The sequence below is a fragment of the Pseudomonas sp. SWRI77 genome (assembly GCF_014269105.1).
Classification (GTDB): Bacteria; Pseudomonadota; Gammaproteobacteria; order Pseudomonadales; family Pseudomonadaceae; genus Aquipseudomonas; species Aquipseudomonas capeferrum.
Genome location: NZ_JABWRV010000014.1, coordinates 119,856 through 138,932, shown reverse-complemented (window position 1 = coordinate 138,932; position 19,077 = coordinate 119,856). Strand labels below are relative to the sequence as shown.

The following is a 19,077-nucleotide window of genomic DNA, read 5'->3' as shown; positions in this document are numbered from 1 at the left end:
AGTTGCCTATGATAAACACTTTTCAGGGCGCAGGCGCCCCTCCGCTGTTCGGAGGCCCGCGCCGACCTCCCAGCCAAGAGAATGCAGATGCCCACCCAGCCCCAGCCCCCCATTGCCCGCGCAGACCAGTCCAGTGACCCGTATGCCTGGCTGCAGCAGCGTGACACCCCCGAGGTGCTCGACTACCTGCAGGCCGAAAACAGCTACCAGGAGGCCTGCCTGGCCCATCAGGCGCCATTGCGCGAACAACTGTTCGAGGAAATCAAGGGCCGCATCCTCGAGACCGACCTGTCGCTGCCCTCGCCCTGGGGCCCGTACCTGTACTACACCCGCACCACCGCCGGCGACGAGTACCCACGCCATTACCGCTGCCCGCGCCCGGCCGACGACTCCAACACGGTGGATGAAAGCCGCGAGCAACTGCTGCTCGACCCCAATGCCCTGGCCAACGGCGGCTTCCTGTCGCTGGGTGCCTTCAACGTCAGCCCCGACCATCGCCTGCTGGCCTACAGCCTCGACACCAGCGGCGATGAGGTCTACACCCTGTACGTCAAGGACCTGGGCAACGACCGTGTCACCGCCCTGCCCTTCGAGGACTGCGACGGCAGCCTGACCTGGGCCAACGACAGCCAGACGCTGTTTTTCGCCGAACTCGACGACACCCACCGCCCCTGGCGCCTGCGCCGTCACACCTTGGGCGGCAGCGACGCGCCGACCGTGTTCGAAGAGCCCGATGGCCGCTTCTTCCTGCATTGCTACCGCACAAGCTCCGAACGCCAGCTGGTGCTGTTGCTCAACAGCAAGACCACCAGCGAGGCCTGGGTACTCGATGCCCAAACCCCGCAGTTGCCGTTCACCTGCCTGGCGCCGCGGGTGGAGGGCCATGAGTACTTCCCCGACCACGGCCAGCTCGATGGCCAGTGGCAGTGGTTCGTGCGCAGCAACCAGGACGGCATCAACTTCGCCCTCTACCACGCCCAGGCCGACCAGGTCCCGACCCGTGATCGCTGGCAACTGCTGGTGCCGCACAACGACAAGGTCATGCTCGAAGGCCTGAGCCTCAACGCGGGGGCGCTGACCCTGAGCCTGCGCGAAGGTGGCCTGCCGATCATCGAAGTGCGCCCGCAGGGCCTGCCTGCCTATCGCGTCGAATTGCCGGATGCGGCCTACAGCCTTTACGTGCAAGACAGCCTGGAATTCGCCAGCAGCCGCGTGCGCCTGCGTTACGAAGCGCTCAACCGCCCGGCCCAGGTGCGCCAGCTGGAGCTGGCCAGCGGTGCGCAGGTGGTGCTCAAGCAAACCCCGGTGCTGGGTGTGTTCGATGCCGACGACTATGTCAGCCAGCGCCTGTGGGCCACCGCCCAGGACGGCACCCAGGTACCGATCAGCCTGGTGCGTCGCCGCGAAGACCTGGGCAAGACCGTGCCGCTGTACCTGTATGGTTACGGTGCCTATGGCGAAAGCCTCGACCCGTGGTTCTCGCATGCGCGCCTGAGCCTGCTGCAGCGCGGCGTGGCCTTCGCCATTGCCCATGTGCGCGGTGGCGGCGAACTGGGTGAGGCCTGGTACCGGGCCGGCAAACAGGAACACAAGCAGAACAGCTTCACCGACTTCATCGCCTGTGCCGAGCACCTGATCGCCGAAGGCGTGACCTCGCCCGAGCGCCTGGCGATCAGTGGTGGTAGCGCCGGCGGGCTGCTGATGGGGGCGGTGCTCAACCTGCGCCCTGAGCTGTTCCGCTGCGCGATCGCCGAAGTGCCCTTCGTCGACGTGCTCAACACCATGCTCGACCCCGACCTGCCGCTGACCGTCACCGAGTACGACGAATGGGGCAACCCGCAGGAGCCTGAGGTGTATGAGCGCATCAAGGCCTACGCCCCGTACGAGAACGTCAAGGCCCAGGCCTACCCGGCCATGCTGGTGGTGGCTGGCTACAACGACAGCCGCGTGCAGTACTGGGAGGCGGCCAAGTGGGTGGCCCGCCTGCGCACACGCAAGACCGATGACAACCGGCTGCTGCTCAAGACCGAAATGGGCGCCGGGCATGGCGGCATGAGTGGGCGGTACCAGGGGCTCAAGGATGTGGCGCTGGAGTATGCGTTTGTGTTTGGCGAGCTGGGTGTGAACTGACCAATATTGGGGCGCTCTGCGCCCCTTTCACAAACCCTCAGTCCTCCTCCACCGGCACTTTGGCCGGCTCTGGCCGTAACCCCGGCAAAGGCTGGTCTTTAGGCGGCCCCGGCACCGGCATCGGTGGCAACAGCGGCGCGCCAGGCTGGCTGTCGTATGCCTTGGGCGGCGAACTTGGGGTGATCTGCGGGTAAGGCGTGGGCGTAGGCGTGCCAGGTGCACCGGGCACGGGTGTATTGAGCCTGGGTGGCGTGCTGGCCGCTTCGGCCATGGGCAAGCCAGCCAGCAACAACGCGGCGAGGATCGCATGCAACATCAGCAACCTCCTGTCGGGAACCTTTCTACAGGCTACGCCTAAATGACAGCTTTCGCCTGTCCGCCTGGCCTGCAAGCGCGCTAGACTCAGTGGCATAACCGTCATTTGCCTGATCAGAACAAAGGAAACACCATGAGCTCGGCCTCTACTTCCGCCGCCACCGCGCGCCTCGACCGCATCCTCGCCGATGCCAAGCGCGACAAAGAAATGGGCTACCGTGACAAGGCCCTGAAGATGTACCCGCATGTGTGTGGCCGCTGCGCCCGCGAGTTCGCCGGCAAGCGCCTGAGCGAGCTGACGGTGCACCACCGTGACCACAACCACGACAACAACCCGCAGGACGGTTCGAACTGGGAGTTGCTGTGCCTGTACTGCCACGACAACGAACACTCGCGCTATACCGACCAGCAGTATTTCAGCGAAGGCTCGACCAGCACCCCGAGCATCGCCAAGGCCACCCACAACCCGTTTGCCGGGCTGGCGGGTCTGCTGAAGAAAGACTGAATATCGATTCGCCCCCCGCTGCTACCGGCGAGCCCGTATAATCGCGCTTTTTACGCGAAGGGCCCCGGTACGTGGCAAACAAACGATACAGCTGCATCGGCCTGTTCAACCCCAAGTCGGCAGAAAACGTCGGCTCGGTGATGCGCGCAGCAGGTTGCTACGGCGTCAATTCGGTGTTCTACACCGGCAAGCGCTATGAACGCGCCCGCGACTTCGTCACCGACACCAAGCGTGTGCACTACGACATCCCCCTGATTGGCATCGACGACCTGCAGCGCATCATCCCGCTGGGTTGCACGCCTGTGGCAGTGGAGCTGGTCGAAGGCGCACGGCCGCTGCCCGAATACACCCACCCGGATCGCGCCATCTACATCTTCGGGCCGGAAGACGGCAGCCTCGATGCCAGCGTGCGAGCGTGGTGTGAAGAAACCATCTACATCCCGACCGAAGGTTGCATGAACCTGGCGGCGACGGTGAATGTGGTGCTGTATGACCGGTTGGCCAAAGGCTTGAATACCCGTTCCGGGCCCAAGTTCAAATAAAAAGCCACTTCTGATGGTGCTCATGCCGGCCCCGCGAAGAGGCCGGCACAGACAAAACCAGAAGCGGCCAGGTGCTGAGCTCCGTCAGAACAGCACCGTCCTGCAGTCAGCTCACGCAGCGTTGATCCAGATGGTCTTCAACTCCGTGTACTGGTCATGGGCCCAGATGGACTTGTCACGCCCACCAAAGCCGGACTCTTTGTAGCCACCGAACGGCGTCGACGCATCGCCCTCGCCAAAGCAGTTCACCGTCACCACCCCCGCGCGGATTTCCCGCGACAGGCGCAAGGCATTGCGCAGGCTGCCGGTGTAGGCCGAAGCGGCCAGGCCGTAGATAGTGTCGTTGGCCAGCTCGATCGCTTCGTCAATGGTCTCGAACGACGTTACGCTCAACACTGGGCCGAAGATTTCCTCGACGAACAACCGGTTATCAGGCGTAACCCCGTCGACGATGGTCGGCTGCACGAACACGCCCTGCTCGGTCTCACCGCCCTGCACCACGTTGAGGTTCTGCTCGGCGGCATATTCCAGATAAGACTTCACCTTCTCGAAGTGCGATTTGCTGACCATCGCGCCCAGGCGGTTTTCCGGGTCGAGCGGGTCGCCCAGCTTCCAGTCCTTCAAGTGCTTGCCAATCAGGGTCAGCAGTTCGTCCTTGACGTCCTTGTGCACGATCAGGCGCGAAGAGGCCGAGCAATTCTCGCCCATGTTCCAGAACGCACCGGCGGTGACGAACTGGGCCACTTCGTCCAGGTCCTCGCAGTCATTCATGACCACGGCCGGGTTCTTGCCCCCCAGCTCCAGGACGATACGCTTGAGGTTGGACTCGGCGGCGTATTTCAGGAACAGGCGGCCGGTGTCGGTGGAGCCTGTGAAGCTGACCATCGGGATGTCCATGTGGCGGCCGATGGCTTCGCCCACTTCACGGCCACCGCCAGGCACCAGGTTGAACACACCTGCCGGTACACCGGCCTGGTGGGCCAGCTCTGCCACGCGCAGGGCGCTGAGGGTGGTTTCCTTGGCCGGCTTGACCACGATCGAGCACCCGGCGGCCAGCGACGGGGCGATCTTCCAGGCCAGCATCAGCAGCGGGAAGTTCCAGGGCAGCACCAGGCCGACCACACCGATGGCTTCACGCACCACCATGGTCACGGCAGCGTTGCCGGTCGGGGCGGTGCTGTCGTAGATCTTGTCGATCAGCTCGGCGTGCCAGCGGATGGTGTGGATGGTTTCCGGTACGTCGACGTTCTGGCATTCACTGACCGGCTTGCCGCTGTCTAGCGCTTCCAGTACCGCCAGCTCATGGCTGTGGTCTTCCAGCAACTGGGCGAACTTCAGCAGGATGTGCTTGCGCTCACCCGGTTGCAGCTTGGACCACGAACCGTCTTCGAACACGCGCTTGGCTGCTGCCACGGCAACATCGACATCCTGCACGTCGCAGGCGGCGACTTCGGCCAGTTGCTTGCCGGTGGCTGGGTTGGTGGTGACGAAGGTGCGGCCCGAGACAGCATCGCGGAATTCACCGTCGATGAACGCCTGGGTACGCAGTTGCAGGTCGGCGGCGATGGCCGCGTACTGTGCCTTGCTCAGTAATTCAGCCATTTTCAGGCACCTCCGGTGATCTGGGCGATGTTGCGCTTGAGTTCAGTGACCACGCGCTCGAGTGCCTGCTTCTCGGCAGCGTCCAGCTCGGACAGCGGCTTGCGCACGCCACCGGTGCTCAGGCCGTTCAGGGCCACGCCGTACTTGATCGACTGGACGAACTTGCCACCTTCCAGGAAGTCCATCAGCGGCATCATGGCGCTCATGATGCGGCGGCCTTTGTCGAAGTCTTTCTCGACCACGCAGGCCTCGAACAGGGCCACGTGCTCCCGCGGGATGAAGTTGGAGCCGGCGCACACCCAGCTTTGGGCGCCCCAGGCGAAGAACTCCAGGGCCTGGTCGTCCCAGCCGCACGACAGCTGGATATTCGGGCGCTGGATGGCCAGGCGGTGCAGTTGGGCCATGTCGCCGGAGCTTTCCTTGATGGCGACGATGTTTTTCTCCTCGGCGACCGCATCGAAGAACGCTTCGCCCATGCTCACGCTCATGCGGCCTGGGTAGTTGTAGAGCATGATCGGCAGGCCGGCGGCAGCGTCGACCGCTTTGACGTGCAGGGCGATTTCCTGCTGGGTCGGCAGCGCGTACGGCGGGGTGCCCACCAGCAGCGCATCGGCTTTGATTTCCTTGGCGTGCTTGGCGAACGCCACCGAGTCTTCGGTGCGGATCGCGCCGGTGCCGATGATCAGCGGCAGGCGGCCGTTGAGCACGTCCTTGGCCTGGGCGGCCAGTTCGATGCGCTCTTGCGCGGTGTGGGCGTAGTACTCGCCGGTGGAGCCACCGATGATCACGCCGTGGATTTTCGATTCGACCAGGTAATCGAGCACTTCGGCGAACGCCGCCTTGTCGATCGAGCCGTCCGCAGCCAGCGGAGTGATTGCCGGGGTGTAGATGCCTTCGAATTTCACGGTAGGTTCTCCAGTGCGTTGATCAGTGTTGTAGAGGCCGCAGCGGTGCGACGCTGCGGCCGGTAGTCATGGGTTCAGGTCAGCGAAGCTGCTTGCTGCAGGTTCAGCGAACGGGTTTCCGGGGCGAGGGCGACGGAGAAGCCCAGGCCGACAAAGGTGACGGCGGCAGCGGCATACATGGTTGCGCCGATGCCATAGTTGTCGAGGGCGATGGGGACCAGCCAGGTGCCGACCGCAGCACCGATCCGCGACATGGAGGTGCCCACGCCAACGGCGCCAGCGCGGATTTCGGTAGGGAACAGCTCGTTGGGGTAGACCAGCTGCAGTACCTGGGCACCGCCAATGAACAATGCATAGGCCCCGAACAGCACCAGGATGAGCATCTCGTTGCCGTTGCTGAACGCCGCCAGGCCCAGCAGGGCCAGCCCCGACCAGAAGAAGCTGTGCAGCAGCGTGGTGCGCCGGCCAATGGTGTTCAGCAAGCGGGTGCCGACGATGCAACCGACCACGAACAGGCAGGTGATGGCGACCGAACCGATCGATGCCCAGTCACCCTTCAGGTTCAGTGCACCCAGCACTTTCGGGGCGAAGGCGTACACGGCGAACACCGGGATCACCGAGCAGGTCCAGAACATGGTGACGAACAGCATGCGTTTGCCGTAGCCGGAGTGCAGCAGGCTGAAGAACGACAGCTTGCGGGCCTTGGGCTCTTCCGGCAGGTTGCACAGCGAGAAGCCCTCGCCATAGACGCGCTTGATCACCTGCTCGGCCTCGGACGAACGGCCTTTGCTGATCAACCAGCGCGGCGACTCCGGGGTGCCCAGGCGAATGACGAACAGCAGCGCGCCGATCACCGCCGCACTGGCCAGCACCAGGCGCCAGGCATCCTCGCCTCCGTTGCGCAGCAGCGCTTCACCGACCATGTAGGCGGTAGCGGCACCGGCGAACCACAGCACGGTCAAGGTAGCCAGGCGAGGGCCGCGGTTCTTCTTCGGCAAGAACTCCACCAGCAGCGAAGTGGCCACCGGGTACTCGATGCCCACTGCGATGCCGATGGCAAACCGCAGCAGGAACAACACCAGCGCCGACTCCACCCAGAATTGCGCAAGCGAGGCCAGGATGAACAGGGTCGGGCCGACGAAGAACACCCGCTTGCGGCCAAAGCGGTCAGTCAACCAACCGCCGAAGAAGCCGCCGAAGAAAATGCCGATCAGCGCCGAGGCGGCGATCATGCCCTGCCAGAAGCTGTTCAGGCCAAGGCCTGCAGACATTTGCACCATGGCCACGCCAATGATGCTCAACACATAGCCATCGACGAACGATCCGCCACCCGAGCGCAGGGTCAGCAACTGGTGGAAGCGGTTGATCGGTACATCTTCAATCGAAATATTCGGACTTGTCATTATTGTTCCTACCACTTCATCTGCATGCACATATTCAAGGCGAGCGCGGCCGCGAAACTGAAACACGGTTCAGCCCCGGGTGACCGGACAGCGCATCTCGATCATCAAATTCGGGCAAAGCGCGCCCGTGCCGGCTAACTCACACCCGGCGTTAAATGTTCAATGGCCTAACTCAGATAAGGATCAGCTTTCTTTGCCAGCGCGCAGTTGCCCCCACATCAAGTTTGCGTTCAAGCCCAGGGATACCAAGGGCTGCGGTGGGTTTGCGCAAGGCCCGGGGGCATTGAGCAGAAACTCGATCAGTTCGTTTTTGTCGCCGGCCAGCCAGTCGGCCAGCAATGCGCCGGTGACGGTGCCACGGGTAACGCCCAAGCCATTGCAGCACAGGGCACCTACTACGTTGGGCGCCAACTGGCCGAAGAACCCCATGTGATTGCGCGACAACGCCAGGGCACCGCCCCAGGTGTATTCGAAGTTCACCTCGGGCAGCATCGGGAAGCGCCGGGCAAACGACTCGCGGTGACGCTGGACAAAGCGTTCCAGGTACTTGCGGTTGCTGCGCCCGTCCGGGTTGTAGCTGAAACTGTTGCGGATCAGCAGGCGATTGTCGACGGTGCGCCGCATCGTGGTGCCGAACGGGTCGGCCGGGATCACGCCCCAGTAGGGCTTGCCCCCCAGGCGCGCCTGTTCCTCATCGGTCAACGGGCGGGTGATGCTGCCATAGGTGAAGACAGGCAGCATGCGGCCCTTGAGAAAGCCGAAACTCATGCCGAAGGCGTTGGTGGTGAGCACCAGCTTGTCGGCCGTGATCGAGCCGTTGGCATGACGCAGTACCACCTTCGCACCATATTCGACGTCGGTAATCGGGGTGTTTTCATACAACGAGACGTTGCTCGGCAGGCTGTCGGCCAGGCCTTTGACCAGCGCCGAGGGCTGCAGCAAGGCAGTGCCGGGGGTAAACAGGCCCTTGCGGTAGAAGTTGGTGCCGATATGCTCCGGCATGTCGCGGCCTTCAATCACTTCATACGGCTGGCCCAGTTTGTCCAGGCCACGGCGATAAGCATCCAGCACCGCGATGCCGCGATCTTCGACGGCCGCCTGGTATTTGCCGCAGTGACGGAACTGGCAGTCGATGCCGTAGCGTTCGATCAGCGCTTTGAGATAGGACTGGCCGCCCAGGTTGAGCTTGAGCACCGTCTTGGCGAAATCGATGTCGCCGATGTAATCCTCGGCACCAATGTCATGGGGCAAGTCGATGGCAAAACCGGCGTTGCGCCCGGAGGTGCCGAAACCGACTTCCTGGGCCTCGACCAACACGATTTCGTCGTCCGGGAAGTTCGTTGCCAGCTGGCGTGCAGCAGCCAGGCCGGTGAAACCAGCACCGACCACCACCCAACGCGCCTGGCTGTGGCCACTGTGGGCCGGCCGGGGCTTACGGGGCTTGCTCAAGTGATACCAACCACAGGTGGCATCATCGGCAGGTAACGAACTTATTCTTGTCATGTCACTAACCTGGATCTTGCTGTTGACGAGCGGTCAGCGCCAGCGGCGAGACCTGGGAATCTCATAGCTGAATGGGTACATCCAGCCCTTGCGGCGCTGCGTATTCGGCCATGCGCCGGCGCGACAGCTCGAAGTGCTCACGCACCAGTTGCCCGGCGCGCGCAGGGTCGCGGTGTTCGATGGCGTGGATCATCTGGTCATGCTGATCGCAGGCGACTTCAAGGTCCTGCTGCATGTCATCGGTGGTCGGGTGGCGATAGAAAATCTTGCCCAGGCGGGCATGGTCGATAAGCAGGCGGCGCAGGCTCGGCATCAGGTAGTCGTTGTGCGCCATCTTGCCGATTTCCAGGTGGAAGGCATCGTTGTAGACCACCCGGTTTTCCACATCACGCGCCTCGATGGCCTGGCGAAACAGCACCTGGATAGCCTTGAGCGCCTCGATTTCCGCTGCGCTGGCGTTGGTGGCGGCCAACTGGGTGGTGGCGATATAGATGAGCGGCGCGGCGACGAAGAAGCTGTGCAGCGAATCATGGTTCATCGCGGCAACCCGTGGCGCACGGTTGGCTTCGAGCTCGATATAGCCTTCAGCCGCAATCTGGCGCAGCAGTTCACGCACCGGTGGGCGCGACAGGCCGAACTCGTCACACAGCGCCAGCTCGTCCACCACAGCCCCTGGGGCCAGTTCCATGCTGAGGATCCGGCGGCGCAGCGCTTCGGCGAGGACGGCCTTGCGGTCCTGCGGCGCTTCAGCGCCTGCGGGCGCACTGATGGCTTGAACGGTGGCTTTCATGGCGGCCTTCTTTGTTGTCATGGCGCTGTGTCTACTATTTGTATAACGACTATAGGGCACTGTTAGACAATGTGTCTACAGCATTTTCGATGAGCGGTTGAATCTCTCAAAGCCCCTGATTCAAAGGGCTTGAGGGGTTACCTGGGGTGAGATTAAACACCGTTGGCGCTGCATTTCCAAACCGGACAAAAAGTTATCCAGACCGGACACATTGCCGATTATTTGCGACCTCTCCCCTTCCACTTTGCGCACTCATCCCGCATGCCGTTGAGCAACACGAATGAACGGCTGCAAGCAGCCTGCGGTCAGCTACTTACACTTCACACGGAGGGCTTGCCATGCTCGATATCCATACCGCTGCGGCGTCGCCGGAGCACAATGTTCAGGGCCTGGAAAGGGTCGGCTCGCTTGCTGGCGGGGCGCTGATGTTCAGCAAGGGGCTGCGCCATGGCGGCCTGGTCGGCCTGCTGCAGATGGTAGTGGGCGGCCTGGCGGTGGCGCGTGGGGTCAGCGGGCACTGCTCGACCAAGGCCTGGTGGCAACGGCACCGTCAGGAATACAACCGGTTGCGCTCGGACATCGAACGCAGCGCGGAACAGTTGCAGGCATTGAAGGCGAGCGCCAAGGCAGCTACGCGCGGGGTGACGGTGACAGGGAAGGATCCGTTGACCGGCCTTTGATGTTACTTGGCCTGTGCCAGCCGGTTCGCGGGCACAGGCTACAGAGGTCTTTAGCGCAACGCCTTGCTCTGCAACACCTCGGACCGGCGCCCCAGTACGCTCTCGCTGATCTGCACGAACTCTTCGGTGCTTACGCTCGGCAAACGCATCAGCGCCCGCGCCACATCATCCAGCGAACGCTTGGCCTGGGTGTGGATGCGGATCTCCTTGTCCAGTGCCTGCAACAGTATCACCCCACGGGCAACCTGAGCCGGGCTGGCCTGCTCGCCCTTGAGCTGCGTGACCTTGGCGCCTTGCTTGCTCAAGCGCGCCTGCCAGGCCTGGTAGCGGTCATCGCTTACCCCACCCGCCCTGCGTAGCAATTCGCTGGCGTAGTAGTCGGTCAGGCTCTCGACAAGCCAGTCATTGCCATCACGCCCATGGATCTGTGCAAACAGTTGCACCAGTTCGCGCAACAACGGGCTGCTGCCATTCTCGCTGATCATCGGCCGGGCACTGTGCAGATACAGCGACCCCTGCGCCGCCATCGCGCCGCGCCACATGCCGTCACGGGCACCGACCAGCAGCAACTTCGGCGGGTTACGGGGGAACACCACCTGCAACTGCGGCCAGACAAAGGTCAGCAAGGTCAGGCTGTCCATGCGCCGCATGCCCTGCCCGACCGGCGCGGCAACGGTGACTTCGGTTTCGCCCAGGCGTGCACGGCGGCTGCCCAGGTCACCGGCTAGCATCCAGCCGGTGGGGCGGTCGAACAGGCGTGAAACGTTGTCGATGCGAAACTTGTCCTTGCCGACACGCGGCCAGGACGTTTCGATGCTCTTCCAGCCTTCGGGCAGGTCGAACCACAGGCGCGCCACCAGCTCGGTACCGTCCTGCTGGTCGAGGTGCGCAGGCGGCACCAACTGGTCACCGAGGAACAACGCCCAATGAGGCGTGATGCGCGACGAGTAGGCGCCGCTGCGCAGCTGCTGGTCCAGCTGCACGCGGTAGCTGAGGCTGGTCTTGCCCGGCGCCGGGTGCCACACCCCGCGCGCGCCCTGGTCTACCTCCTGCCATTGGCCGTCGGCCTGAAAGCCGCTGTAGGTGCCGCCCTTGCCCAGGTCGAAATCCAGGCTGCGCACACTGCTGCCCTCAGCCAGGGTCAGGCGCACTTCAGCCTGGCCATTGGCGGGCAACAGACGCACGTGATAATCCAGGTCGACTTTCTTCGCCCAGGCCGGCGAACAGGCCACCAGGCTTAACAGCAGCAACAGCGGGCAACGCATACAGAAACTCCTTGTTTCCCAGAGGCGACGGGACGCGCCGGTCAGCTGGCGCGAAAAATCAGATGGTCTTCCCAATCGTCCTCGTCGACATCATGCTCACTGAGCATACGCCCTGACTGGGAAATGCGCTGTTCATGGACCTGCTGGCGATCGCCGCAGATCAGGTGGTGCCAGTCCGGCAAGTCCTTGCCTTCGCTGACCAGGCGGTAACCGCAGGTGCTTGGCAGCCACTTGAACTGGTCGGCCTTGCCCGGGGTGAGCTGGATGCAGTCGGGCACCTGGGCAAAGCGGTTGGGGTAATCGCTGCACTGGCAGGTGTTCAGGTCCAGCAGTTTGCAGGCGATGCGCGTGTAATAGATGCTGTTGTCGTCCTCGTCCTCAAGCTTTTGCAGGCAGCACAAACCGCAACCGTCGCAGAGCGATTCCCACTCTTGCGGGTTGAGTTGTTCGAGGGTCTTGCGCCGCCAGAACGGCGCGCTGTCAGCGATCATCACACGGGTTTCCTGCATTCATCTTTAATGGGCGGCGCGCGGCGGCGCCAGTCTAGAGCCTGGCCTTCGGCAAAGCCAGACCGCTTGTCAGTGACGACGGGACGCAGTAGCGTGCGGTTTTCCCCATCCTCTTGCAGGAGCAGCCATGAGCGCCACACCCCGTATTGCCGATTACGCGATCAACGAGCAGTTCATCAACCGCTGGTCGCCGCGCGCCTTCACGGCCGAGCCGATCAGCGAAGAGACCCTGCTGAGCTTCCTCGAAGCCGCGCGCTGGGCGCCGTCGGCGTACAACTCGCAGCCTTGGCGCTTCCTCTATGCCCGTCGCGATACGCCGAACTGGGAGCGCTACCTGAACCTGCTGGTGCCCTTCAACCGCAGCTGGGCGCAACAGGCTTCGGCGCTGCTGCTGATCATTTCCAAGACCACCTTCGCAGCGCCTGGCGCCGCGGAAGAGAGCCCGGCCCTGTGGCACACCTTCGATACCGGTTCCGCCTGGGGGCACCTGGCCCTGCAGGCCAGCATCAGTGGCTGGCACACCCACGGCATGGCCGGTTTCGACAAGGCACTGGCGCGTACCGAACTCAAAGTGCCTGAAGGTTACGAGCTGCATGCCATGATCGCGATCGGCAAGCTGGGCGACAAGGCGACCCTGGCCGAGGCACTGCAGGCGCGTGAGGTGCCAAGCCCACGCCGGCCGCTGAGCGAGCTGGCGGCTGAGGGTGATTTCAGCCTGTAAGCGCTTTATTGGCTGTACTGGCCTCTTCGCGGGGCAAGCCCGCTCCCACAGGCACTGAGCAAGTTGCAGAACTGCTCAGTACCTGCGGGCTTGCCCCGCGAAGAGGCCAGTAAAGCCACTGCACATCAGTAACCCCGGGTGAAATCCACTTCCCCGCGCAAGCCCTGCTCCGCCTCATATGCCCGCACATTCTCGACAAACAGCCGCACCATCGCCGCCGGCGAGGTGGGCGCCGAGCTGTGCCCGGTCAGCAGCAAGCCCAAGGCGGTCCAGAACGGGTGACGCTGGGGCAGCGGCTCCTGGCGGCACACATCGATTACCGCGCCCGCCAGGTGGCCTTGCTTCAGTGCTTCGACCAGGTCGCCATCGACCACCGCCACCCCGCGCCCGGCATTGATGAACAACGCACTGGGCTTGAAACGCTGGAACAGCGCCGCATCGTACAGATCATGGGTAGCCGGCGTGTCCGGCAGCAGGTTGATCACGTAATCGGCCCGCTCGACCCTGCTCGGCAGGTCCGCCAGCGCGGCCACTTCGGCGAACGGCGCCTGCTCACGGGCGCTGCTGGCAATACCGTACAGGGTTACCCCAAACGGCTGGAGAAACTCGGCTACCCGCTGACCAATATCGCCGGTGCCGACGATCAACACCTGGCGCCCCTCAAGCGTGCCGCCCGGGCGGTCGTCCCAGCGCCGCTCCACCTGGCTCAGCAGGCGCGGCAGCACTTCGCGTTCATGGCCAAGCATGTAGGTGAGCATGTATTCCGCCATCACCTGACCAAAAATGCCCACCGCACGCGTCAAGCGATAATCCCGTGGCAAGCCGTCGGCCAGCAGCGGGGTAATGCCCGCCCAGGTCGACTGCATCCAGGCCGGCTTGTGGCCCTGGCGCAGCAGGCTCGCCAGCAAGTCGGGCTGACCCAGCCACACCGGGCACTGCGACGCCTGCAGCGCCAGTTCGGCAGAGTCGCTGCTGGTCAGGATTTCCAGGTCAGGGGCCGCCTGGCCCAACAACTGGGCGTAATGGGCATGATCCTGTTCGGCAATCAGAACGCGCATTCGTGAAAACAACCTTGGCAGACAACCAAAGCGGCCCGACGCGCGGGCCACTTGGCGAAAGAGGGGAACCTGGCCTGGGTCAGACCGGATCGTTACGACGCAGCAGCTCTTCGGGCAGGTGCTCGATGTACTCGTCTTCGACCGGCGGCATCTGCAGGTGATAGCCCTGGTTGTCGAGGTTTTCCAGCACCTTGGCGATGTCCTCGCGGGCCAGCTTGCGCTCGGGGGTCAGCACCAGGTCGAAAGCATGCACGGGGGCGCCGAAGAACGGCAGCAGGGCCTCGGGCACGCGCTCCAGGCCTTCGGCCTTGAGCACATACAGGTACATTTCGTTCTTGCGGGGGCTCTTGTAGATCGAGCAGATACGTTTCATCGGGTTTCTCCGGCACCTGCCAGGTTGTCCAGCAGGGCCTGGCCCATACGCTCACGGCGCCAGCCGCGCAGCGAATCGGGCAGTTGATAGGGGCCGTTGGGGTAGCCGCTCTTGAGCAGGGCTTCCAGGGTTTTCTTGCGCAGCATCAGCTCGGGGGCTATGCCCAGGCGCTCGCCTTCGGCCTGGCCGATCGCGCGCAGCTGCTTGAGGATACCGGCAGCCTCGATCGGCAAGGGCTCGGGCAGGACCTGCGGCCACTGCTCGGCAGGCAGGCTGGCAGCCCGCTTGATCAGCTGAACGAGGAACTCACCGTCCTGACGGATGGTACGCGGGTGCATCTCGTCGATCTTGGCAAGCGCCGACAGGTTGGACGGCTGGGACTTGGCCATCGGCCACAGCGAGTGCTCCTTGAGGATGCGATTGCGCGGCACGTCGCGGTGGCGTGCCTCGCGCTCGCGCCAGGCACACAGCTCGCGCAACACCGCCAACTGCTGGGGCGCAAGCTTCCAGGCCAGCTTGACGTCGCGGTACAAGCTCTCGGGTTCGACCTCGCGGCGCAGTTGGGCAACCAGCTCGGCGCCATCCTCCAGCACCCAGGCGTACTTGTCGTCGGACAGGCGCGGGCGCAGGGCGGTGAACAGCTCGGCCAGGTGCACGGCATCCTCGGCGGCGTAGCTGATCTGGGTTTCGGAAAGCGGGCGCTGCAACCAGTCGGAGCGGGTTTCACCCTTGGGCAGCTCGAGCCCCAGCACTTCCTGGACCAGGCGCGAATAACCCATGGAGAAGCCCAGGTTCAGGTAGCCGGCGGCCAACTGCGTGTCGAACAGCGGCTGTGGCAGCTTGCCGGTCAGGCGCAGCAACACTTCGAGGTCTTCGCTGCAGGCGTGCAGCACCTTGACCACGCCGCTGTCTTCCAGCAACTCGGCCAGGGGCTGCCAGTCCTTGATCAGCAGCGGGTCGATCAGAAAGGCGCGTTGGCCGTCGCCGATCTGGATAAGCCCCGCCTTGGGGTAGAAGGTGTCTACCCGCATGAATTCGGTGTCGAGCGCTACGAAGGGCAGTTCGCGCCAGCTTCGGCAGAGTTCGGCCAGGGTCTGGTCGTCACGGATCCAGTGTATTTCGATGGCCACGAGGCTCTCCCACTAACATTGGCGCGCAGTATATACGGCGCGGGCACTGCGGGTGAAACCTGCGCCATCCCTGGAATAGATAAACGGTGGTATGCAGGCCATTGGCAGTCAACGCTTGGCTGCCAACCAAGGCCGGCAGCTGGCGAACATGTCCAGCGACTGCTGGTAGACCTCGGTGCGCACCTGCAACAGGCCAAGCATCGAGTGGAACAGGTTGTCCTGGGACAGCGGCGCGTCGCTGAGCTTGGCCAGGCAGGCGGTGTCCAGGCCGAAATCTTCGCGGTAGCTGTCCGAAAACCAGGTCAGCAACGGCACGTGTTTCTGTTGCTCAGGCGCCAGCATGTAGGGGGTGCCATGCAGGAACAGGTTGTATTCGCCCAGCGATTCGCCATGGTCGGACAGGTAGATCATGGCGGTATCGACCTTGTCCTGCTTGCTGCGCAGGGTATCGATCAACATGGCCAGCACCTTGTCGGTGTAGGCCAGGGTGTTGTCGTAGCCGTTGACGATCTCCTGCTGGCTGCACTGGTTCAGGGCATTGCTGTGGCACACCGGAGTGAACCGCTCGGTTTGCGCCGGGTAACGCTTGAAGTACTCAGGGCCATGGCTGCCCATCTGGTGCAGCACCAGCACGGTGTCCTTGTCGAGGTTGTCGAGCAGCTCGGCCAAGCCCTGCAACAGAATCTCGTCATGGCATTCGCCATTGGCACACAAGGCCGGGTCGGTGAGGTTGCTGACATCGATGAACTGCACCCGATCACAGGTCCCCTTGCAGCCCGATTGGTTGTCGCGCCACTGCACGGCCAGGCCTGCGCGCTGGAGGATGTCGAGCAGCCCTTCACGGTTCTTGGCGACGCGCGCGTCGTATTCCTTGCGGCCCATGCCCGAGAACATGCACGGCACCGACACTGCCGTCTCGGTACCGCACGAATGCACATCGGAAAACGCCAGCAGGCCCTGCTCCTTGGCAAGGTTTGGCGTGGTGTCGCGGGCATAGCCGAGCACACCAAAGTTTTCTGCACGCGCGCTCTCACCCACCACCAGCACGGTCAACGACTTGCGGGCGTGCTGCTGCCAGGCTGCATCGCGCCGGGCATCTTCACCGTAAGGCTGGAATGGCCGGGCGGCCGTGCCCACACGTTCACTGACATAACCCATGGAGGCACCCACGATATTACTGGGCGTCAGCATCAGCCGCAGTTCGTGGTGATTGCGAAACAGCGAAGACAACCCCTGATAGTTGACCAGCGCCACCGACCCCAAGGCCACCACGCAGGCGCCGCTTACCACCAGCTTGCCCAGCAGTTCGCGGTGCCAGGCGCGGTAGGCAATCGGCGCCTTCCACAAAAGCACCGAAGGCAAAACACCCAACCCCAGGATATACAAAGCAAACTTCAGCGAGAGCAAGTCGCGCACTTCCGTGACATTGGTTTCGGCGATATTACGGAACATACCGGCATCTATAAGTACACCGTACTGATTCATGAAGTAAGCGACACCTGCACCACTCATGAACAAGAGGATCAGCACCGGTTTCAACACATACCGGAAGGCAAACAAGGTCAAGATCAAGTTAAACGCGAACAGCATCAGCACGGCAAACGCCAGGCTCAGCCAAAGCCCCGGCAGCCCTGGCGGAACCACCTGTTCCAGGTGTTGCCAGAGAACGACATTGAAGCCGATCAGCAGGTACAGGCTGGCCAGCAGCGTGACCCATTCAGTCCGCAGGGATTTAACGTTGAGCATCAGGGTTCGCAATCAAGAGTGAGTATCAGCCCGTGGGCCTGTGCGGCACCGGGGGAACGTTGGCTGAACTCTAGAAAGCGCACCCTCAATATTTCGTGAAAAAGACGCCAACAAAACAGTGAGCGGGCATCTTTATCACATTAAATGAAGTTCATTCAGCCGCCATTCAGCCAGCAGGCGAAGCTTGGCGTACGGCTACGGGGGGATGCGACAGCCTACCCCAGCCCCCCAACGGCGCAAAGGCGACTATCCTCAAAAGTCAGGACCATTCGCCAACCCCCAAGAGAGGTGAAGAAATGCCCGTTCCGCACGATCTGCTCGCTGACCTGAACATCACTGCCGACGACTTCCAGGCGCGCATTGACAAGGACCATGACCTGCACAAACTGCACAAGGAGTACAACGCCAAGGACAAGGAAGTGCTGGCCGCCGAGGGCAACGCCAGCACCGATGACACCGTCACCCGTTTGCGCAAGGAGCGGCTGTTGATCAAGGACAAGATCGAACGCATTGTTCATCCGCCCAAAGCCTGACCCACACAACCTGAATTTGAATGCGCCGGCCTGTTCGCAGGCAAACCCGCGAACCAGGCCGGCAACCCTCACACCGTTGCCGACGCCCGCAGCGCGCAGTCCAGGTCCTCGATCAGGTCGCGGTAGTCTTCGATCCCCACCGACAACCGCAGCAGGTTCTCACCGATCCCCATCTCGCCTTTCTGCTCCGGGCTCAGCGAGTTGTGCGACATGCTCCAGGAGTGGTTGATCATGCTCTCCACCCCGCCCAGCGAGTCGGCCAGCACAAAGATCTGCAAGGCCTCTACCAGGCGATTGAGCGCGGCCCGGTCGCCGCCCTTGACCTTCATTGCCACCACGGCCCCGCCCGCGCGCATCTGGCGCTTGCACAGGTCATGCTGCGGGTGGCTTTCAAGCCCCGGGTAATAGACCTGTTCGATTTGTGGGTGGCTTTCGAGAAAACGCGCCACCTGCAGGGCATTGGCGCACTGGCGCTCCATGCGCACATCCAGGGTCTTCAGGCCGCGCAGCGCCAGGTAGCAGTCGAACGGCCCCTGGATGGCCCCGACCGCCATGCTGATCTTGCGCAAACGCGCCAGCAGTGCGTCATTGGCCGCTACCACCACACCGCCGGTGAGGTCGGAGTGGCCGCCGATGTATTTACTTGCCGAGTGCATCACCAAGTCCACGCCCAGGGTGATCGGCCGCTGGTTCCAGGGCGAGCAGAAGGTGTTGTCGATGCAGGTGAGGATACCGCGCGCGCGGGCCAGGTCGCAGACCGCCTTGATATCGACCAGGTGCAGCAGCGGGTTGGTCGGTGATTCGATCCAGATCAGCTGGGTTTGCGGGCGTATCGCCGCTGCCACGGCCTGCAGGTCGTTGAGGTCGACGTAGGTGGTGGTCAGCCCCGACGTATGGCTGCGGTAGTCCTCCAGGATACGGAAGGTGCCGCCATAGACACCGTTCATCACCACCACGTGGGCATCCTTGGGCAACAGTTCGAGCACCGTCGCGGTGGCGTTCACGCCAGAGGCACAAGCCACCGCGCCAACGCCTTCTTCCAGCGCCGCCACACAGCTCTCGTAGGCATGCCGGGTCGGGTTGCCGACACGGCTGTAGGCATACTCGGGGTTATCGTCGAGGCTGCGCTTGATGTAGGAACTGGCGGTATAGATGGGCGGGAAGATCGCGTTGTCGGCAACGCTATGCTGTTCGCCGGCGTGGATGGTGCGGGTGGCGAAATTACGCGGCTTGTCGGACATGATCCGGTCCATTGACTGAATAGAGCCTGCAACTATCGCACAACCGCCGCGCTCGGCAAGGGCGCGCAGCTAGGGGGATCAATTTCCTGCATTCTGGCGTAATCTGGAGAAGAATTTTCTACAGCC

At 63.0% G+C, this 19,077-nt stretch carries 19 protein-coding genes; 6 read left to right on the top strand and 13 right to left on the bottom strand.

Features of this window, described 5'->3' with window-relative positions:
• Nucleotides 1-87 precede the first annotated feature (87 nt).
• Nucleotides 88-2,130 carry a S9 family peptidase gene (locus HU766_RS15470; protein ID WP_186658458.1) on the top strand — a complete coding sequence of 681 codons (2,043 nt, stop codon included), beginning with the start codon at nucleotides 88-90 and terminating at the stop codon, nucleotides 2,128-2,130.
• Nucleotides 2,131-2,167: 37 nt separating this feature from the next.
• Here the strand turns inward: HU766_RS15470 and HU766_RS15465 are convergent, their stop codons facing one another.
• Nucleotides 2,168-2,446, bottom strand: coding sequence for a hypothetical protein (locus HU766_RS15465; protein ID WP_186658456.1), 279 nt, complete (start codon nucleotides 2,444-2,446; stop codon nucleotides 2,168-2,170).
• A gap of 132 nt (nucleotides 2,447-2,578) precedes the next feature.
• Between HU766_RS15465 and HU766_RS15460 the strand changes: the two genes are divergently transcribed.
• The gene (locus tag HU766_RS15460) at nucleotides 2,579-2,950 is read left to right on the top strand and encodes a YajD family HNH nuclease (RefSeq protein ID WP_027594605.1); all 372 of its coding nucleotides are present in this window, start codon (nucleotides 2,579-2,581) and stop codon (nucleotides 2,948-2,950) included.
• A gap of 71 nt (nucleotides 2,951-3,021) precedes the next feature.
• The gene (locus HU766_RS15455) at nucleotides 3,022-3,492 is read left to right on the top strand and encodes an RNA methyltransferase (RefSeq protein ID WP_033699757.1); all 471 of its coding nucleotides are present in this window, start codon (nucleotides 3,022-3,024) and stop codon (nucleotides 3,490-3,492) included.
• Nucleotides 3,493-3,603: 111 nt separating this feature from the next.
• Here the strand turns inward: HU766_RS15455 and HU766_RS15450 are convergent, their stop codons facing one another.
• From HU766_RS15450 to HU766_RS15430, 5 genes are all read right to left on the bottom strand, one after another.
• Nucleotides 3,604-5,094: an aldehyde dehydrogenase gene (locus HU766_RS15450; RefSeq protein ID WP_186658453.1), complete on the bottom strand. Its 1,491-nt coding sequence runs from the start codon at nucleotides 5,092-5,094 to the stop codon at nucleotides 3,604-3,606.
• A gap of 2 nt (nucleotides 5,095-5,096) precedes the next feature.
• Nucleotides 5,097-5,999: a dihydrodipicolinate synthase family protein gene (locus HU766_RS15445; protein WP_186658450.1), complete on the bottom strand. Its 903-nt coding sequence runs from the start codon at nucleotides 5,997-5,999 to the stop codon at nucleotides 5,097-5,099.
• Nucleotides 6,000-6,073: 74 nt separating this feature from the next.
• Nucleotides 6,074-7,402: an MFS transporter gene (locus HU766_RS15440; RefSeq protein WP_186658447.1), complete on the bottom strand. Its 1,329-nt coding sequence runs from the start codon at nucleotides 7,400-7,402 to the stop codon at nucleotides 6,074-6,076.
• Nucleotides 7,403-7,585: 183 nt separating this feature from the next.
• Complete coding sequence (locus HU766_RS15435; RefSeq protein ID WP_186658445.1) at nucleotides 7,586-8,905, bottom strand: FAD-binding oxidoreductase; 1,320 nt, start codon at nucleotides 8,903-8,905, stop codon at nucleotides 7,586-7,588.
• A gap of 61 nt (nucleotides 8,906-8,966) precedes the next feature.
• Nucleotides 8,967-9,695, bottom strand: a complete 729-nt coding sequence (locus tag HU766_RS15430; protein WP_186658443.1) for a GntR family transcriptional regulator — start codon at nucleotides 9,693-9,695, stop codon at nucleotides 8,967-8,969.
• A 338-nt stretch (nucleotides 9,696-10,033) separates the two neighbouring features.
• Between HU766_RS15430 and HU766_RS15425 the strand changes: the two genes are divergently transcribed.
• Nucleotides 10,034-10,375 carry a DUF2892 domain-containing protein gene (locus tag HU766_RS15425; protein WP_033699769.1) on the top strand — a complete coding sequence of 114 codons (342 nt, stop codon included), beginning with the start codon at nucleotides 10,034-10,036 and terminating at the stop codon, nucleotides 10,373-10,375.
• Nucleotides 10,376-10,425: 50 nt separating this feature from the next.
• Here HU766_RS15425 and HU766_RS15420 read toward each other — a convergent pair whose 3' ends face one another.
• Together HU766_RS15420 and HU766_RS15415 are read right to left on the bottom strand one after the other, a co-directional pair.
• On the bottom strand, nucleotides 10,426-11,640 hold the full coding sequence (locus HU766_RS15420) for a hypothetical protein (protein ID WP_186658427.1): 1,215 nt from the start codon (nucleotides 11,638-11,640) through the stop codon (nucleotides 10,426-10,428).
• Nucleotides 11,641-11,681: 41 nt separating this feature from the next.
• Nucleotides 11,682-12,131 carry a YcgN family cysteine cluster protein gene (locus tag HU766_RS15415; protein ID WP_033700206.1) on the bottom strand — a complete coding sequence of 150 codons (450 nt, stop codon included), beginning with the start codon at nucleotides 12,129-12,131 and terminating at the stop codon, nucleotides 11,682-11,684.
• A gap of 145 nt (nucleotides 12,132-12,276) precedes the next feature.
• On the opposite strand from HU766_RS15415, the gene HU766_RS15410 reads away from it, so the two are divergent.
• Nucleotides 12,277-12,870, top strand: a complete 594-nt coding sequence (locus HU766_RS15410) for a nitroreductase family protein (protein ID WP_047583231.1) — start codon at nucleotides 12,277-12,279, stop codon at nucleotides 12,868-12,870.
• Between the two features lie 125 nt (nucleotides 12,871-12,995).
• On the opposite strand, the gene HU766_RS15405 is transcribed toward HU766_RS15410, so the two are convergent.
• The 4 genes from HU766_RS15405 to HU766_RS15390 form a co-directional block, all read right to left on the bottom strand.
• The gene (locus HU766_RS15405) at nucleotides 12,996-13,928 is read right to left on the bottom strand and encodes a D-2-hydroxyacid dehydrogenase (protein WP_033699772.1); all 933 of its coding nucleotides are present in this window, start codon (nucleotides 13,926-13,928) and stop codon (nucleotides 12,996-12,998) included.
• A gap of 79 nt (nucleotides 13,929-14,007) precedes the next feature.
• Nucleotides 14,008-14,301, bottom strand: a complete 294-nt coding sequence (locus HU766_RS15400) for a YcgL domain-containing protein (RefSeq protein ID WP_033699773.1) — start codon at nucleotides 14,299-14,301, stop codon at nucleotides 14,008-14,010.
• Nucleotides 14,298-15,431: a ribonuclease D gene (rnd, locus tag HU766_RS15395; protein ID WP_033699775.1), complete on the bottom strand. Its 1,134-nt coding sequence runs from the start codon at nucleotides 15,429-15,431 to the stop codon at nucleotides 14,298-14,300. Before rnd ends, HU766_RS15400 begins: the two co-directional genes overlap by 4 nt.
• A gap of 108 nt (nucleotides 15,432-15,539) precedes the next feature.
• Complete coding sequence (locus HU766_RS15390; RefSeq protein ID WP_186658424.1) at nucleotides 15,540-17,177, bottom strand: phosphoethanolamine--lipid A transferase; 1,638 nt, start codon at nucleotides 17,175-17,177, stop codon at nucleotides 15,540-15,542.
• Between the two features lie 296 nt (nucleotides 17,178-17,473).
• Here HU766_RS15390 and HU766_RS15385 point away from each other — a divergent pair, with 296 nt between their 5' ends.
• Nucleotides 17,474-17,710: a YdcH family protein gene (locus tag HU766_RS15385; protein ID WP_186658421.1), complete on the top strand. Its 237-nt coding sequence runs from the start codon at nucleotides 17,474-17,476 to the stop codon at nucleotides 17,708-17,710.
• Nucleotides 17,711-17,778: 68 nt separating this feature from the next.
• Here the strand turns inward: HU766_RS15385 and HU766_RS15380 are convergent, their stop codons facing one another.
• Entirely contained in the window at nucleotides 17,779-18,963 is a 1,185-nt protein-coding gene (locus HU766_RS15380) for an aminotransferase class I/II-fold pyridoxal phosphate-dependent enzyme (RefSeq protein WP_186658414.1), read from the bottom strand.
• Nucleotides 18,964-19,077: the final 114 nt, after the last annotated feature.

Bases quoted from the DNA above. Each gene is read 5' to 3' on its own strand.
- HU766_RS15420 (WP_186658427.1), bottom strand. From the start codon at position 11,640: ATGCGTTGCCCGCTGTTGCTGCTGTTAAGCCTGGTGGCCTGTTCGCCG.
- HU766_RS15470 (WP_186658458.1), top strand. From the start codon at position 88: ATGCCCACCCAGCCCCAGCCCCCCATTGCCCGCGCAGACCAGTCCAGT.
- HU766_RS15415 (WP_033700206.1), bottom strand. From the start codon at position 12,131: ATGATCGCTGACAGCGCGCCGTTCTGGCGGCGCAAGACCCTCGAACAA.
- HU766_RS15380 (WP_186658414.1), bottom strand. From the start codon at position 18,963: ATGGACCGGATCATGTCCGACAAGCCGCGTAATTTCGCCACCCGCACC.
- HU766_RS15425 (WP_033699769.1), top strand. From the start codon at position 10,034: ATGCTCGATATCCATACCGCTGCGGCGTCGCCGGAGCACAATGTTCAG.
- HU766_RS15460 (WP_027594605.1), top strand. From the start codon at position 2,579: ATGAGCTCGGCCTCTACTTCCGCCGCCACCGCGCGCCTCGACCGCATC.
- HU766_RS15430 (WP_186658443.1), bottom strand. From the start codon at position 9,695: ATGAAAGCCACCGTTCAAGCCATCAGTGCGCCCGCAGGCGCTGAAGCG.
- HU766_RS15435 (WP_186658445.1), bottom strand. From the start codon at position 8,905: ATGACAAGAATAAGTTCGTTACCTGCCGATGATGCCACCTGTGGTTGG.
- HU766_RS15440 (WP_186658447.1), bottom strand. From the start codon at position 7,402: ATGACAAGTCCGAATATTTCGATTGAAGATGTACCGATCAACCGCTTC.
- HU766_RS15465 (WP_186658456.1), bottom strand. From the start codon at position 2,446: ATGTTGCATGCGATCCTCGCCGCGTTGTTGCTGGCTGGCTTGCCCATG.
- HU766_RS15390 (WP_186658424.1), bottom strand. From the start codon at position 17,177: ATGCTCAACGTTAAATCCCTGCGGACTGAATGGGTCACGCTGCTGGCC.
- HU766_RS15450 (WP_186658453.1), bottom strand. From the start codon at position 5,094: ATGGCTGAATTACTGAGCAAGGCACAGTACGCGGCCATCGCCGCCGAC.
- HU766_RS15385 (WP_186658421.1), top strand. From the start codon at position 17,474: ATGCCCGTTCCGCACGATCTGCTCGCTGACCTGAACATCACTGCCGAC.
- HU766_RS15405 (WP_033699772.1), bottom strand. From the start codon at position 13,928: ATGCGCGTTCTGATTGCCGAACAGGATCATGCCCATTACGCCCAGTTG.
- HU766_RS15400 (WP_033699773.1), bottom strand. From the start codon at position 14,301: ATGAAACGTATCTGCTCGATCTACAAGAGCCCCCGCAAGAACGAAATG.
- HU766_RS15410 (WP_047583231.1), top strand. From the start codon at position 12,277: ATGAGCGCCACACCCCGTATTGCCGATTACGCGATCAACGAGCAGTTC.